Raw genomic sequence first — 15,138 nt, 5'->3', positions numbered from 1 at the left:
CCGATGGTCAATATCAAGGACGTAGCTGCACGGGCCAATGTTTCCGTGGGTACCGTCTCGCGGGTGCTGGCCAAGAATGAGACCGTCGGCAAGGAATTGCGCGAACTGGTGGAAGCCACGATCCGCGAGCTGAATTTCCGGCCAAACGGCGTAGCGCGTGGCTTGCGCCGCAGCCGTACCGACATGATCGGGCTGGTCATCCCCGATATCACCAATCCGTTCTTTGCCGAGCTTGCCAAACATGTCGAGGCCATTGCCTCACGCTCCGGCCTGTCGGTGCTGTTATCGATCACCAATGACGACCCCAAAATCGAGCTGGCCCAGATCGAAAGCCTGCTGAAAAGTTATCCTACCGGCCTCATTGTCGTGCCCACGCAGTTCGGCGCATCGAAAGGCTGGACCAGTGAAGTGGCGACCGTTGCCGTTGACCGGCGCTTTACCGGCTTTCCGCTGATCTCGGTTGATCATTACAAGGGCGCGGGTCTTGCTGCACAGCATCTGCTGGAGCTTGGTCACACGCGCATCGCTTATATTGCCGGGTCGGCGGATGCGCCTGTCTCCCGCGAGCGGCGCAGCGGTTTTCTCGATGCACTGATATCAGCGGGTGTCGAGGCGGAGATCGTTGAGGGGCACTTCGATTATGTCTCGGGCGAAACGCTAGGGCGGCTTTTGCTTGATCGTCCCGCACATCAGCGCCCGACAGCCATTGCCACGGCCAGCGACCAGCAGGCCATTGGTCTTCTGCGCGCCGCAAGCGATCTTGATCTCAAGGTCCCGGACGATGTGTCGATTATCGGCTTCGATGATATTCCGCTGGCCAACCTGGTGACACCGCGCCTCACCACCATCCGTCAGCCCATGGAGCAGATCGCTGCACGGGCGGTTGCGGCTGTGATTGGCACCGGTAACACGCCTTTGCAGGATGAGTATCTTGAGGCAACGCTGGTGGTGCGTGGTTCGACAAGCTCACCCTAAAATAATAGTGCGTTCTTTTGCGTGGAGCGCCAGGATCAAAGGCTTACAAAACCACCGGCTATCCAAGCGAAATCACTGCGTGCGGTAGCCTTCGACAAACATTCCGAAATCATTGCCGGTACCGACCACCTCAATCTTTTGGCCCGGGCGCAACACTGCATAATCTTCCGCCGTAACGGCGCAGAAGCTTTGATTGAATTCCTGAATTGAAAAAGGAAAATCGCAGGTCATCTTGCCATGCCGCTCTTTATTGCTCACCGTTGCAGGGTAGGTATGAGGATGGCGATCCGCCAAGGTCAGCATGATCGGCAGCGTAAAAAGCATGAAGCCCATCAGCAATCCTCCCACTGCCAGTCCAGTTCCGAAAGCAGCGGCTTTTGGCTGGCCGATCGACAGGTTCCAGCGTCTGACCAGATACAGAAAAACCAGTATAGCCACAATGCCGGCAACAGCGCTTCCAACAATAGCTGGAACGAGGTATTTCCCCATCCAGATGGGAGAGGCAACAAAGATATCACCGGAATATTTCAGATAGAGAAGCGGCCCGCCACCGAGCATCGCGATAATAAAAATCGGAAGAAATTTCAGCTGCTGTTTTATTGGCATGGCCCCCACCGCTTTACCGTCAACATCCTTCACCATTTATCAGATATGGCCTTTAGAACAAGCTGGATGCGTATCTCAAGGCACGCCGATGGTGCGTGGTTCGCCGGTGCAACGCGGTCACTTATTGAGCTCAACCGAGTTCCTGCGCCAGTCCAATGAGAAGCCCTTCAGGTCCGCGGATGTAGCAGAGCTTGTACACGTCTTTGTACTGAACCACTTCACCGACGAGCTCCGCATTGTGCCTGCTGAGCCGTTCAAGCGTATTGTCGATATCATCCACGGTGAACATGGCGCGCAGATAGCCTAAAGCATTGACGGGGGCGTTGCGATGATCTGCGATGACAGTCGGCCTCAAGAAGCGGGAGAGTTCGAGCCGGTTGTGACCATCCGGCGTGCGCATCATGGCAATCTCAACGTGTTGATCGCCCAGTCCAGTGACACGTCCGGCCCATTCTCCTTCGATCGTCGCCTGGCCTTCAAGGTCAAGGCCGAGTTCGCGAAAGAAACCGATCGCCCCTTCGAGGTCTTCGACGACAATTCCGACGTTGTCCATCCGCTTGAGCGCCATGTTTCCGATCTCCGAGGTATCAACCCAGTCTACAGAAGCTAGCCCAGTCTAACAACAAATGCTTGAAATCGCGCGCAGTTTCAAACGGTCTCCTCGCTTGACATGGGCATTGTGCGTGGTTCGACAAGCTCACTATAGCAATCTAAAGTGCTGATTATCTCCCCCCTTGTGGGGGAGAAAGCGATTTCAGCATCTTAGCCCTTGCTAAGTGCTAGAAATCGCCAGAGAGGGGATTTGAGATCAAATAACTATTCCCCCTCACTTGGATTTTCTAAGGATTTAGCAAAGAGGCTAAATCCAAGAAAATCCTTTCTCTCCCGCAAGGGGAGAGATAAACGGCATCAGCTCAGCGATCTCGAATGCCGTCATTAGGCACATCAAGCATCCGGCGGTATTACACCCTTGGTCAAAATAAAGCACCCGTAGAAGCGGCGCTCGCCGGTGGCGATGACGCAATAGGCGTTCTTGGCGTGCTCATAGAAAGCCATGCGGTCGATGGAGACCATTGGCCAGTGCTTGCCCTCAGCCGCATCGATTTCCGCCTGCATTTCCTTCTGCACATCCGGAATTTCATCGGGGCTGCCGACGATTTCCATGCGCGCAGCCGCATCGACAATGAACGAATCCAGCGGCATAAGCGAAAGAATGGCGCGGGCGGCGCGGGGTGCTGTCACCGCATCAATGCGCAGCAGTCGGCCAAGACGGGTTTGCCGGGCAATCGAATCGCCCGGAAAATTCGTGTCGCAGATGACCAGACGGTCACCATGCCCCATGGCCTTCAACGCATAGAGTATATCGGCATTCAGCAGCGGATCGAGATTTTTGAGCACGGTCATTTCCTCGTTTTTGGAACGGTCTGTTACGCTTTCAGCGACGCGGTGAAGGCGGCAAATTCTTCAGATGTCGCATAGGACTTCTGTGTGCCTGGCCGGGTGATCGAATCCGCCGCATAAAGCGCGGCCTTCTTCAAGGAAGGTTCAAGCTCTTTGGTTTCGACATAGAAACGGGCGAAGCTGCCGATAAAGGCATCGCCCGCACCTGTCGTATCCTTCGGCCTGACCTTGAGCGGTTCAATCATGGTCGATGCATCAGCCGTAATCAGGCGAGCACCGCGCGAGCCAAGCGTTACAATAACGGTGCGAATGCCCTTGGCAATTAACGAATGCGCCGCCCTTTCGATCTGTTCATCCGTGCCGGTCGGCATGCCGGTCAAAAGCGCAAGTTCGGTCTCGTTGGGCACAACGAACGTGACTTTTTCCAGCTTGGTCGGATCAAGCTCCGGCGCAGCAGGCGCCGGGTTCAGGATCGTTTCGATGCCATGCTTGTCAGCGAAAGCGGCGGTGTAATAGACAGTCTCCAGCGGCACTTCGAGCTGCATGAGGATAAGGTCACATGTTTTCAGATCCTCCGCCGCCGCATCGATATCGGCAGGCTTCAGATCGTTGTTCGCACCCTTGATAATCAGGATCGAATTCTCGCCGCTCTCATCAACAAAGATTGGTGCAACACCGCTCGACTGCCCAACCACAGTGCCGACATGGCTGATATCGATGCCATTGCTTTTCAGATTGTCGATGGTGCTCTGACCGAACACGTCATCACCCACTTTGGTGACCATCATCACATCGGCGCCAAGCCGCGCGGCGGCGACGGCCTGATTGGCGCCCTTGCCGCCAAAACCCATGGCGAATGCGGGGGCTTCCAGTGTTTCGCCGGGCGCTGGCATGCGGATGATCGATGTGACGAGATCGGTCATGTTGCTGCCAACGACTGCAATGCGACGAGCCATATGTGTATTCCTTGTCTTCTTCGTACTGTTCAAAAATGCTCTATATCAATGATACGGCGAAAGAAACCTGCCGTTACCGGTCTGTGTTGCGGAAGGCATTGAGGGCAATGACCAAAAGCAGGAAACCACCCCAGATGAAATCAATCAGATGATTGGAAAAGCGCAGGATCTGGAAACCCGATGAAAGCAGCATCAGCGCGATCAGGGCAATGGAAACGCCGAGCACCCTGCCCTTGCCACCCGCCGGATTGGTCCCGCCCAGCACCGCAATCAGGATCGCCTGCAACAGGTAGGATGCGCCGTAGTCGGACTTTGCCGCGTTCGTACGACCGGACAGGATGATACCAGCAATAGCGGCCAGAAAGCCCGTCATCATGTAGGAGTAGAAGATCATCCGGTCCTTGCGCAAACCGGCGAAAACCGCTGCACGCGGATTGGTGCCGATCAGCATCAGATTGACGCCCAGTGTGGTGCGGGTGAGCAGGATGGCAACAGCACCGGCTACGACGACAAACAGAATGAAAGGTGTCGCCACGCCAAGGATCTTGCCATTACCGATGAAGTTCCAGGCATCGGGAAAGCCGACAATGGCCGGACCGCCGGTCAAAACCACGGCCAGCCCGGTGAAGATTTGCCCGGTACCGAGCGTAGCCAGAATGGGCGTGATCCGCAGCTTGGAGATGAGAAAGCCGTTGAGAACCCCGGCCAGAAGCCCGATGCCGAGCGCCATCAGAATACCAAGACCGGTATAAAGCAGCAGCATGCCGGTGGACTGGCTGGTGCCGACAATCACCGAATGGAAGAAGACACCGGCCAGAATACCGGCGAGATTGGCGATGCCGACCACGGAAAGATCGATACCGCCGGTCAGCATGGCGATCATCATCGCAATGGCGAGAATGCCAAGCTCCGGCATGATGTAGGTGATGGACTCGAAATTGTAGTAACGCAGGAACTTGTCCGGGTTCAGATACGACATCAGTGCAAAGACCAGCACGGTGATGACGAGGAGCTGCAGGATGTTACGATCCTGTCCGAGAATGCGTTTGGCGAATGAGCTGTTTTGCATGATGGCGATCCTTGCTCTCACACCAGTTTCTTGCGGTCGCGCCAGGCGGTAAGCGCTGTCGCAACGATGATAATGAGGCCGACGACAACGCGCTGCCACGTCGTATCGACCTTCATGATGATCAGGCTGTTCTTGACCATGACGAGCATGAACACGCCAAGCAGCGTGCCGATGACACTGCCGCGTCCGCCAAAAATCGAGGCACCGCCAAGAACCACAGCCGCAATGACATCAAGCTCCAGACCGGCAAAATCGCGCGGGTTGGCGAGCCAGATCATCGAGCCATGCAGCAGCCCGGCAAAGCCAGCCAGCGCACCGGCAAAGCAGTAGACAAAGATCAGCGTTTTGCGGGTATTGAAGCCGACGCGGCTGGCCGCTTCAGGCGCGCCGCCGAGAGCAAATATACTGCGGCCAATGATCGTATAGCGCAGGAAAAGATGGGTGACGAGCGCCAGCCCGATATAGATCAGGATCATCGCCGTCAGGCCGAAATTGGTCCCGGTTGCCGAGGTTGAACTGACCAGATCGGTCTTGGCAAAATTGATCAACTGCTGGGGCATCTTGTCGATATTGATAACGCTGGTGCCGACCAGACCGAGCAGCAGACCGCGCACCACGCTGCCGGTGCCAAGCGTGACAATCAGCGGGATCATGCGAAATGTGTGGATGAAAAACGCGTTGAACGCGCCGAGAACCAGCCCGATCAGCGTCGCTGCAATGAAGGGCAGTACGACGCCGTCATAGCCGTAATAGACCATGACCTTGATGGTCAGATACATGGCTGCCGCAGCAAAGGCGGTGAACGACACATCGATACCGCCCGAGATCATCACCACCAGAACGCCGAGCGCCATGATGCCGATGATGACATTGCTCCTCAGCAGTCCGAACAGATTGTCGAGCGACCAGAAGGCCGGGTTGATCAATCCAATGATGATCATGGCAGCAAAAAGGATGCACGCGATGATAAATTCTGATCGACGAAACAGAGTCATTTCAAGGCCTTCAGCCGGTCGTTTAGAGTGTCTTCATCCAAAACATCAGGCCCGATTTCATCAACGAAACGGCCGCGATGCATGACGATCACGCGGTTACAATTCTGCACAAGCTCCGGCACATCATCGGAAATCATCAGCACGGCGAGGCCGTTTTCCGTGGCAAGCTCGCGGATCTTGCGATGGATCTGCGCCTTGGAGCCGACATCAACGCCGACGGTCGGGCCGTTGAGAATAAGCACGCGCGCGCCCGTCAAAAGCCAGCGCGCCAGCACCACGCGCTGCTGGTTGCCGCCGGAGAGATGGTTGACCGGCGTCTGCGGTCCAGGTGCTGCAATCTGCATCGCACCGAACATCGACGTCGTTGCTGCAGCGGTCTTCTTGCGGTCAATGAACAGGCCGCGCACGAAATTGTCGAGCGACGTCGCCAGCATGTTGCGCTCGATCGACTGGGTCAGGAACAACCCTTCCGTCAGGCGGTCTTCGGGCACATAAGCCAGCCCGCAAGCGATCGCTTCCTGCACATTGCGGGGGTGTACATCCTTGCCCTCAACCTTGACCGTGCCGGTGAATTTCGGATGCATGCCAAACAATGCCAGCGCGAGTTCCGTGCGCCCCGAACCGATGAGGCCGGAAAGGCCAACAATCTCACATGCATGCAGAGTCAGGTTGATGTCTTCGAGAGCATTGGCAATGCTCAGGTTGCGCACATCGAGACGGGGCAATGTATCGCCCTCTCCCGGTTGCCAGCGATAGGCCTGATCGGTCAGATCATGACCGGTCATGGCGCGGGTAATAGCCGGTTCGTCGAAATCGCTGATCGGGCCTTCCGCAACCTTCTTGCCGTTGCGCAGCACTGTCAGACGTTCGCTGATCTCCAGCATCTCGCGCATTTTGTGGCTGACGAACAGCACCGCGATGCCCTGTGCCTGAATATCCCTGACAATGCGGAACAGTGCATCGACCTCGTGCCGCGTCAGCGCCGTGGTCGGCTCGTCCATGATGATCAGCCGGGCATCCGCCATCACAGCACGGGCAATCGCTACGATCTGCTTGCCGGATGTGGGCAACGTCTCGACATCGACATCTAGGTCCATGGTCACGCCAAGCCGCGCCAGCGCTTTTTCGGCGAGTTCACGCACCCGTCGCCAGCTGACCGTGCGTTTGCCTTCCAGAAGCAGTGTGTTCAGCGCCAGATTTTCCGCAACCGTCAGATTTCCGAACAGGGAAAAATCCTGATAGATGACCTGAATGCCATGCTGCACCGATTGCGCAGGCGTCATTCCGGCAACCTTATTGCCATCGATCAGGATTTCACCATCGGTCGGCTGGTAGACACCGGCCATGATCTTGATGATGGTCGATTTGCCAGAGCCGTTCTCGCCCGCCAGACAGTGGATTTCACCCGGCTTGATCGACAGCGAGACCGAATCCAGCGCCACGAGGCCGCCAAAGCGCTTGCCGATATTTTTCAGCTCTAAAAGGTTTTCACTCATGGTTTGCTCTCAAATGTCCACGCCAGTTATCTCTCCCCTTGTGGGAGAGAACGGATTTTCTTGGATTTAGCCTCTTTGCTAAATCCTTAGAAAATCCAAGAGAGGGGATTTGCCATAAACCAATTATCCCCTCTCTTGCGATTTCTAGCACTTAGCCAAGCGGCTAAGATGCTGAAATCGCTTTCTCCCCCACTAGGGGGAGATAGGCTTTGGCGCTATTCCTTAGAAATTATAATCGCCCATATTCGCGGCGGTCACACCAACCCAGCCTGCACCATAGAGCAGGTTTGGCTTGGATGCGTCGGGAACGAGCAGGCTGTTATAACCGGGCAGACCGAGGTCGAGACCGGCCTTGATCAGGTCGTTCTTCTTGTCCAGCGCCAGAACGGCAAGCTCGTTCATGGCATAGCCAGCAACGGCAGGATCCCAGAACTGGATATACTGGATGTCGCCATTCTTGAGATACTGGCCGGCCACCGAAACGAGACCGGTGCCTGCGAAGAAGACCTTGCCCTTCAGGCCGCCTTCAGCGATCAGACGGCCCGCACCGGCCGATGTCGGCATGGGCGCACCCAGAATGCCTTTGACATCCGGATAGGTGGTCATGGCTTCTTTGAGCTTGGTGTAGTCCTGATTGGCGTCGTCATAGGTTTCCAGACGTTCGGTCGCCAGTGACATTTCCGGGAAATTCTTCTTCTGGTATTCGATGGCGCCATCGATCCAGTCCATCTGCGACTTCGAGGTCAGGCTGCCGACAGTGGCGAGATACTTGCCCTTGCCGCCCATATCCTTGGCCAGCACTTCCATCAGCTTGGCGCCATAGGCCTTGTTGTCGAAGGCTTCGAGCTCGTAATCGACATTGACGATGTTGGATGCTTCATGGGCAATAACAACGATACCGCGTTCGCGCGCCTTCTTTAGGACAGGCTCGACCGCTTCCACCGAGAACGGCACGATGCAGATGGCATCGACACCCTGCGCGATCAAATTTTCGACGATCTGCACCTGTGCGGCCGCATCGGCCTGACTTGGACCAACCATCCAGGCATCCGCGCCGGTTTCCGACTTGAACTGTTCAACGCCGGTACGCATACGGTCGAACCAGGCGATACCATCAACCTTGACAACCGTGGCAATCGAATAGGTCTTGCCGCTGGCGGAGGTCACATATTCCTTTTTGACCTTGGATGTATCCACCGCACTGTCAGCCAGAGCCGGTACAACCATCGCCGCAGCGATAGCGAGTGATACGAGCAGTTTTTTCACAGGCTTATCCTCCCTTGGTTTTTGCCTTTTATTTCCCGGACTGCACACAAGCGTCAGCCCTGAAATACCTTATGCATCACGGGAAATAGTTTCGGCTGTACTCATGCATCAGGACTGGCCGGCATCCTTGGATGCCAGCCGCCGTGCCATAGGTTTGCTTGCCGAACAACTCGCACTTCGGGTCCTCCCGAACCTTCAGTAAATGCGCTTCTCCCTGCGATCCATGTCTTCATGAAACGTTTCATTTAACATCTCGAATGCAAGGAGACTTGTCAATACGCATGGCAGACAAATGAACAAATGTTCGCAAGAATATTGAATTGTCTTAGAAATTTATTGCGGCAAAGATCACGATGAAGCGCGATGACAGGGTGTAACCCGGAATCAATGACCCTTGGGCCAAGGGGCAGATCATGTAAGAAACTTAGCCCGCCGGTGAAAATCGGCGGGCCGTTTATGCCAGCTTAGCTGTTGTCCTCAACAGGCGCATCAGGACCATTTTTCTTGATGGAATCGATGGCGTTCTGCGCGCTGGTCTTGCTTGTGTAACCTTCAGTCGAAAACATTATTTCGCTGTTATATTTGAAGCGAACGCGGAACTCGCCAGCTTTGTCTTTATAAATTTCGAATTTATGGGCCATGTGTTTTCCCTCCGTTGTAAAAAATGAATCATACAACTTTAGCGTGCCAGTTGCATCGCGCGTTGACAAGCCGGAGATGACCCGACTTTAAAGCCTGCAAACAGAAAAAAAACACTGCAACCAAGCGGTTATACTGGCGCACGATGGAAGGGGATGAATTCTTTGGAGTATGTCCGTGACAGTTGGCTGGGGCGCCTGGATTCGAACCAGGGGATGGCGGTACCAAAAACCGCTGCCTTACCACTTGGCTACGCCCCAAAATATCAATGCTTTCGCATGACAGCGCGGCCTTATAACCTCTGCTTTTGGCATACGCAATCTCAATGATTGGGCAGTTTGTCGCTCTACACAATTGTTTCGGCATTATTTTCATGACAAGGGTTGATCGATTGCCATCCATCTCAAGTGAGGACGCGCTTCCTTGTCGCCCATCATCCTGATCATTGTTATCGCAGCCATATCAAGCGCCGTGCTACTGGCTATCCTGATCCGCATCCTGCCCGGCCATTTCCTCGCTGCAGGGATCAATGAGCGCTCCAATCACACGCAACCGGCACGACAGCTCGGCGGCCTTGCCATTGTCCCTGTGGTGATTGTCCTCTTGTGGATTTTTGGTGCACAGACTGGCCTCGACCAGCGGTTTCTTATCACCACATCCATCGGCGGGTTGATTCTGTGGGTCACCGGCATGCTGGATGACCGCCACCACCTGCCGGAAAGCATTCGGATCACCACGCAGATCGCCGCAGCGTGCCTTTGCATCTATGGTCTTGGACCGGATTTCCGTTTGCTTCCCTCAATCCTGCCCGAGCTTGTCGAAAAGGGTTTGCTGGTTCTGGCGCTGGTCTATTTCATCAACCTGACCAACTTCATGGACGGCCTCGACCTGATGGTGGTATCGGGCCTCGGCATCCCCTTGGCTTTTCTCGCAGGCTTTGCCATATTTGGTCTGGCGAGCCTCGCTACGGGCAGCATTGCAGCAGCGATTGCCGGTGGTCTCGCCGGGTTTGCCCTGTTCAACCGGCCCAAGGCCATAATCTTTCTTGGTGATTCCGGCAGTCTGCCGCTCGGCATGTTCAGCGGTATCGCCTTCTTCATGACAGCGCGCGACATGTCGATTGCTGCCGGGCTCATTCTGCCGCTGTTTTTTATTGCCGATGCCACCACAACCCTGATCAAGCGCCTGCGCGAAGGTGACAATATTTTCGCAGCTCACTCCAAACACGCCTATCAGGTGGCAAAGCGTTCCGGCTGGAGTGTCTGGCGGGTAGTCGCGAGCGTGGCTGTGTTGAATATTGTTCTTGGCGCCTGTGCTTTGGCTTCCAGCACGGCAAACACCCAGCTGCGTATTTCCGGCGTTGTCGTGGCCGTTGCGGCGGTGGCTTTCCTCCTGTTGCGGTTCCGTAAAAGCCTCGCGCGCTAAAGACGGCCAAACATCGCCGCGAGATAGAGTCCGACCTGCCCTAGTACTGTCTGCCGGTACACGCCGGACTGATGCAGGGCGAGGATGCGGCGGATGAAATTGTCGGACCGGACCTTCCAGTAAAGATCACAAATCTTGCGGGCGTCGCCGGTCAGCAATTCTGTGTTGCGCACCAGACCCTGAATGTTGCGGTCGGCCTGATCGGCAAAACGCGCAGGCAGCATGGCGCGTGCAGCGGCGAGTTGTCCCTGCCAGCCGTCACGCTGATTTGGCTGGCGCTCGCGGACCAGGGGTTGCGGATCGAAATGCACCACGCCGCCCGCTCCGGTCACAATCAGATAAAGCCACCAGTCATGGCTGGAAAACTCGACGTTGCGGCAGGATTCCGCCAGAAGCTGCTGGGCTGTGCGGTTGAACAACATGGTATTGCCGCTGGCGATGTTCTGTACCAGCGCATTACGGAACTCCGCGGGCCGTTGATATAGCGGTGATGACCCGGCAACAGCGCCGTTCTGCGCTATTTTCAGTTTGCGCGAGCAGAAAACCGAGGCGACGGCAAAAGCATTGTGCTCTATCCACTGGATGGACGTTGCCAGCTTTTCCGGCTCCCAGATGTCGTCCTGATTGGCAAAGGCAAAATATTCTGCCCGCAGTTCCGGATGCGATATCAGCGCGCGAAAATTTTCCGCCCTGCCCGCGCCCGGTCCCTGCAACAGTACCACGCGACCTTTGGTCCAGCGTTTTGCCCATTGCTGCAGAATTGCAATTGTTGCGTCGGTCGAACCGTCATCCGATACCCACAAATCGATATCGGGATAGGTTTGCCCCGCTATCGATGCCAATTGCTCCTCGAGGAAAGCAGCGCCATTGAGCGTTGCCATGAGCACAGCAAGCGTTCCAGATGATGGTGCCCGTTTCAACAGCCCGTATCCCGCCCTGTGTTTATCGTGCTGTGCTGTTTCTGCCGGTCAATATGGCCAAGAATAGGGTCAACGTATCGAAACCGGTCGCAACCCCTATGAACTGGCCTGATCAAACAACAAGGCGCGGACGGCGTCTGCATCCTGTCTGACGATGAGTTCGCGCAGTTCAGCCACCGCTGACGGCAAATGCTCGACCGACGCAGTGCGGCGTTTTGCCCGCAGGATTTTCGTATGGCTCGTCGCGGAAACACCGGTCGGATCGTAGAAAAGCTCCTCGTGCAGCTTTTCGCCATCGCGAATGCCAATCGTTACCACTTCGATGTCGCCATCGGGATTCTTGGCGTCCTTCACCGACAGTCCAGCCAGCAGGATCATGTTTTCAGCCAGATCGCGGATACGCACCGCCTCACCCATTTCCAGCAGCAGGATATCGCCGCCTTCAGACAACGCTCCCGCCTGAATGATCAATTCGGCTGCCTCACGCACGGACATGAAATAACGTGTCATCTCGTCATGGGTAACCGTCAGCGGACCGCCATGCGCGATCTGCTCGCGGAACAGCGGCACAACCGAGCCACTGGAACCAATGACATTGCCAAAGCGCACACAGGTAAAGATCTGGCCCGTGCCGCGCTTGTTGGCCTCGTCGCCATGATAGCGCACGATCAGTTCGGCCCAGCGTTTGGTCGCACCCATGATGTTGGACGGGCGGACAGCTTTGTCCGACGAAATCAGCACAAAATTGCGCACGCCCGCTTCACGCGCCACTGCCGCCAGCACATCGGTGCCAATGACATTGTTGCGCGCGCCTTCAACGACGTTTTCCTCGACCAGCGGCACGTGCTTGTAGGCAGCGCAGTGGTAGACGTTCTCGACCTTATGCTCCTCCATCACACGCCTCAGCAGGATCTCATCGCTGATTGAGCCCAGTACCGGCACGATCAGGCAATCTCCGATAGCAGCCAGTTCCCGATGCAGCTGATAGATGCTGTGTTCGTTCACGTCGAAGAGTACGAGCTTGGCCGGTGCGAGCTTCACGATGGTGCGGCAGAGTTCCGAGCCGATCGAGCCGCCAGCACCGGTGACCAGAACAACGCGGTTTTCCACTGTCTTGTCGAGAAGAATGGGGTCGGCAGGCACAGGCGAACGGCCAAGCAAATCGTCGATATCAATATCGCGCAGATTGCTGACGATATATTTGCCCGCTGTCAGGTCTGAAATCGCCGGAAGAATGCGCACCTTCACATTCAGCGATTTCAGCTGGCCGATCAGACGGCGCCGCTTGTCGCCGCTCAGCGACGAGATGGTGACGATCAGCTCATTGATACCAAAATTATCAATGAGGCTTTCAATCTGCGCGGTGGGATAGACGCGGATACCAAGAATATCCATGCCATGCAGGCTGTGGTCATCATCGACAAATCCGGCAACGAAAACCTCGTTCTGGCTGCGCAGTGCGTTGGCGAGCTGCCGTCCGGCATCGCCCGCTCCAAAAATCAGGCATTGGCGCGACAGCAGTTTTTCCCGCAAGGGGCTCCACAGCAGCCACTTGGCGGCAAACCGGCTGCCGCAGATCAGCGCGATGGCCAATACCCAATACAGGAACGGCACGGCGCGCGGCACACCGTCAGCGCCAGTCATTTGCGTCAGGAACGCCACAGCAACCCAGATCAGCACCGCGTAGGTCACAGCCTGGATCATCGTCCAGATGGCCTTGTCAGGCAGATAGCGGATGACGGCGCGGTAAAGGCCAAAGCGAATGAACAGCGGCGATGCGATCAACGGCGCGGCAATGATCAGCATTGCCTGCTCGGTGTTGGGCATAAACAGTGTATTGAATCTCAGCACATAGCTGAACCATGCCGCAAACGTCAGCACCACCATGTCGAATGTGACAAGGAGCATCTGTTTGTAACGACGCGGCATCATCGCGATGCGTTGCCGAAAATTTTCCAATTTCATTGATCCTCGGTGTTCATGAAAATGCCTTGGTCTGGCAATGTGTCTTGGCGTTCAATTTGCGGCATTTGTTTGATCGTCGTGCTCAGCCATTGTACCCCGAATGGCTTAAAGACCAGTAACATAGGGTTACATAAATGCAATGATCCTTCAGCGGTCAATTGACATCCTTCACTTATGTCAACTTATCCAACATAGACTGCGCGGGTTTATCCTTGGCTTGTTCAAGAGAAAGGATAGAACAACAATGGACCAGACACCGAACCTCAAACTCCCCTACATCGCGCCATCCCAGGCGCAAAAACACGTCACGCACAATGAGGCGATCCGCGTGCTCGACACAATCGTGCATCTTTTCGTCATCAGTCGGGAGGTGCCTGAACCGCCGCTGGAAGCGGATGAGGGAGAGCGGTACATCATCCCATCGAATGCTACCGGCGCATGGGCCAGCAATCCCAAATACATTGCCGAATGGCAGGATGGCGGCTGGACTTTCTTTCAACCGCAGCATGGCTGGCTGGCATGGATTGTCGAAGAAGCATGTTTTGCGGTTTTCGACGGTCTCTTCTGGATTGATATCAGCGTGGGAGCAAATCCGATCGCTCATGTCGGCATCAACACCCTTGCTGACGATACCAACCGGCTGAGCCTGAAAAGCCCGGCTTCGCTGTTTGACCATGAAGACGGCGGACATCAGTTGAAAATCAACAAGTTAGATGACCAGCATCTGGCCTCAATCCTGTTTCAGAGCGGCTATTCAGGCCGTGCCGAGATTGGCACTATCTGGAACAGCAACTTCTCGATCAAGACCAGCGTCGACGGCAATCAATGGCACGATGTGATGGTGGCCAACAATGGCGCTGGCACTGTCCAGTTCCCGGGCGGCGTTGTTCACACCAGAACCGGGCGAAAACTGTCCGGTTTGATGTTTTTGTCCGACATGGAGAACGCGATTCTCGCACCGGCCGCAGAAACGGCGAGGGTCGCTTCCGTCTCCGGCGACCTCCTCACTCTTGGCCCAGACATTGCTGCGAATATGTTTGCATCGGATATGCGGGGTGTTGCCATGGTGCGCATCTGGAACATTGGCAAATCCCCGGCTCAATCAGCCTGGGCCAAATGGGATACGGCCGCCAACCAGTTGCAGGTGAGCAATCCGGACGATATCCGGCAGTGGACAGCGGGTGACGCTATTCAAACTTTGGACCCCAAAAATCAGCGCATTTTCGTGGATATCTCACCACTCATGCAAAAATATTTCGGCAGCGCTTTCCCGCAGGACGGGGTGTTGTTGAAGGTGGATACCACCGGTGATTTGACATTCGCCTGCACCGAACCATCGCCGGCTTCATCAAGCAATCTCGTGGTGTTTGGCGCTGATGAAAAACGCCGTTTCCGCGTGGTGGGCGTTTACGGATAAGGCGCCAA

The 15,138-nt window shown here is 55.7% G+C and carries 14 protein-coding genes and 1 tRNA gene; 3 read left to right on the top strand and 12 right to left on the bottom strand.

Annotated features, from left to right (window positions below):
* The first annotated feature begins 3 nt into the window (after positions 1-3).
* Positions 4-975, top strand: a complete 972-nt coding sequence (locus HB779_RS10445; RefSeq protein ID WP_188345631.1) for a LacI family DNA-binding transcriptional regulator — start codon at positions 4-6, stop codon at positions 973-975.
* A gap of 72 nt (positions 976-1,047) precedes the next feature.
* Here the strand turns inward: HB779_RS10445 and HB779_RS10440 are convergent, their stop codons facing one another.
* The 10 genes from HB779_RS10440 to HB779_RS10395 all read right to left on the bottom strand — a co-directional run bounded on the left by HB779_RS10440 (position 1,048) and on the right by HB779_RS10395 (position 9,663).
* Positions 1,048-1,617 carry a hypothetical protein gene (locus HB779_RS10440; protein ID WP_188345630.1) on the bottom strand — a complete coding sequence of 190 codons (570 nt, stop codon included), beginning with the start codon at positions 1,615-1,617 and terminating at the stop codon, positions 1,048-1,050.
* Between the two features lie 94 nt (positions 1,618-1,711).
* Positions 1,712-2,149 (bottom strand): VOC family protein, encoded by a 438-nt coding sequence (locus tag HB779_RS10435; RefSeq protein WP_188345629.1) that lies wholly within the window; start codon positions 2,147-2,149, stop codon positions 1,712-1,714.
* Between the two features lie 377 nt (positions 2,150-2,526).
* On the bottom strand, positions 2,527-2,979 hold the full coding sequence (locus tag HB779_RS10430) for an RbsD/FucU family protein (RefSeq protein ID WP_188345628.1): 453 nt from the start codon (positions 2,977-2,979) through the stop codon (positions 2,527-2,529).
* Positions 2,980-3,008: 29 nt separating this feature from the next.
* A complete protein-coding gene (gene rbsK / locus HB779_RS10425; protein WP_188345627.1) occupies positions 3,009-3,938 on the bottom strand; it encodes a ribokinase in 930 nt (309 codons plus the stop codon).
* Between the two features lie 73 nt (positions 3,939-4,011).
* Positions 4,012-5,007, bottom strand: a complete 996-nt coding sequence (locus HB779_RS10420; RefSeq protein WP_188345626.1) for an ABC transporter permease — start codon at positions 5,005-5,007, stop codon at positions 4,012-4,014.
* Between the two features lie 17 nt (positions 5,008-5,024).
* Complete coding sequence (locus tag HB779_RS10415) at positions 5,025-6,002, bottom strand: ABC transporter permease (protein ID WP_188345625.1); 978 nt, start codon at positions 6,000-6,002, stop codon at positions 5,025-5,027.
* A complete protein-coding gene (locus tag HB779_RS10410) occupies positions 5,999-7,498 on the bottom strand; it encodes a sugar ABC transporter ATP-binding protein (RefSeq protein WP_188345624.1) in 1,500 nt (499 codons plus the stop codon). Before HB779_RS10410 ends, HB779_RS10415 begins: the two co-directional genes overlap by 4 nt.
* A 222-nt stretch (positions 7,499-7,720) precedes the next feature.
* Entirely contained in the window at positions 7,721-8,764 is a 1,044-nt protein-coding gene (locus HB779_RS10405) for an autoinducer 2 ABC transporter substrate-binding protein (protein ID WP_188345623.1), read from the bottom strand.
* Between the two features lie 464 nt (positions 8,765-9,228).
* The gene (locus HB779_RS10400; protein ID WP_188345622.1) at positions 9,229-9,405 is read right to left on the bottom strand and encodes a YegP family protein; all 177 of its coding nucleotides are present in this window, start codon (positions 9,403-9,405) and stop codon (positions 9,229-9,231) included.
* 183 nt (positions 9,406-9,588) lie between these two features.
* Positions 9,589-9,663 (bottom strand) — tRNA-Gln (locus HB779_RS10395).
* Positions 9,664-9,826: 163 nt separating this feature from the next.
* Between HB779_RS10395 and HB779_RS10390 the strand changes: the two genes are divergently transcribed.
* Positions 9,827-10,828 carry a glycoside hydrolase gene (locus HB779_RS10390; protein WP_244642519.1) on the top strand — a complete coding sequence of 334 codons (1,002 nt, stop codon included), beginning with the start codon at positions 9,827-9,829 and terminating at the stop codon, positions 10,826-10,828.
* Here the strand turns inward: HB779_RS10390 and HB779_RS10385 are convergent.
* Both HB779_RS10385 and HB779_RS10380 read right to left on the bottom strand, forming a co-directional pair.
* A complete protein-coding gene (locus HB779_RS10385) occupies positions 10,825-11,748 on the bottom strand; it encodes a glycosyltransferase (protein WP_188345621.1) in 924 nt (307 codons plus the stop codon). The two genes, HB779_RS10390 and HB779_RS10385, sit on opposite strands and share 4 nt — an antisense overlap.
* A 96-nt stretch (positions 11,749-11,844) precedes the next feature.
* On the bottom strand, positions 11,845-13,713 hold the full coding sequence (locus HB779_RS10380; RefSeq protein WP_188345620.1) for a nucleoside-diphosphate sugar epimerase/dehydratase: 1,869 nt from the start codon (positions 13,711-13,713) through the stop codon (positions 11,845-11,847).
* Between the two features lie 244 nt (positions 13,714-13,957).
* Between HB779_RS10380 and HB779_RS10375 the strand changes: the two genes are divergently transcribed.
* Complete coding sequence (locus HB779_RS10375; protein ID WP_188345619.1) at positions 13,958-15,130, top strand: DUF2793 domain-containing protein; 1,173 nt, start codon at positions 13,958-13,960, stop codon at positions 15,128-15,130.
* The last annotated feature ends 8 nt before the right edge of the window (positions 15,131-15,138 follow it).

The sequence above is a fragment of the Phyllobacterium sp. 628 genome (assembly GCF_014189505.1).
GTDB lineage: Bacteria > Pseudomonadota > Alphaproteobacteria > Rhizobiales > Rhizobiaceae > Phyllobacterium.
Note: the sequence above shows the minus strand (reverse complement) of the source record. Positions and strands in the feature narration are given on the sequence as shown.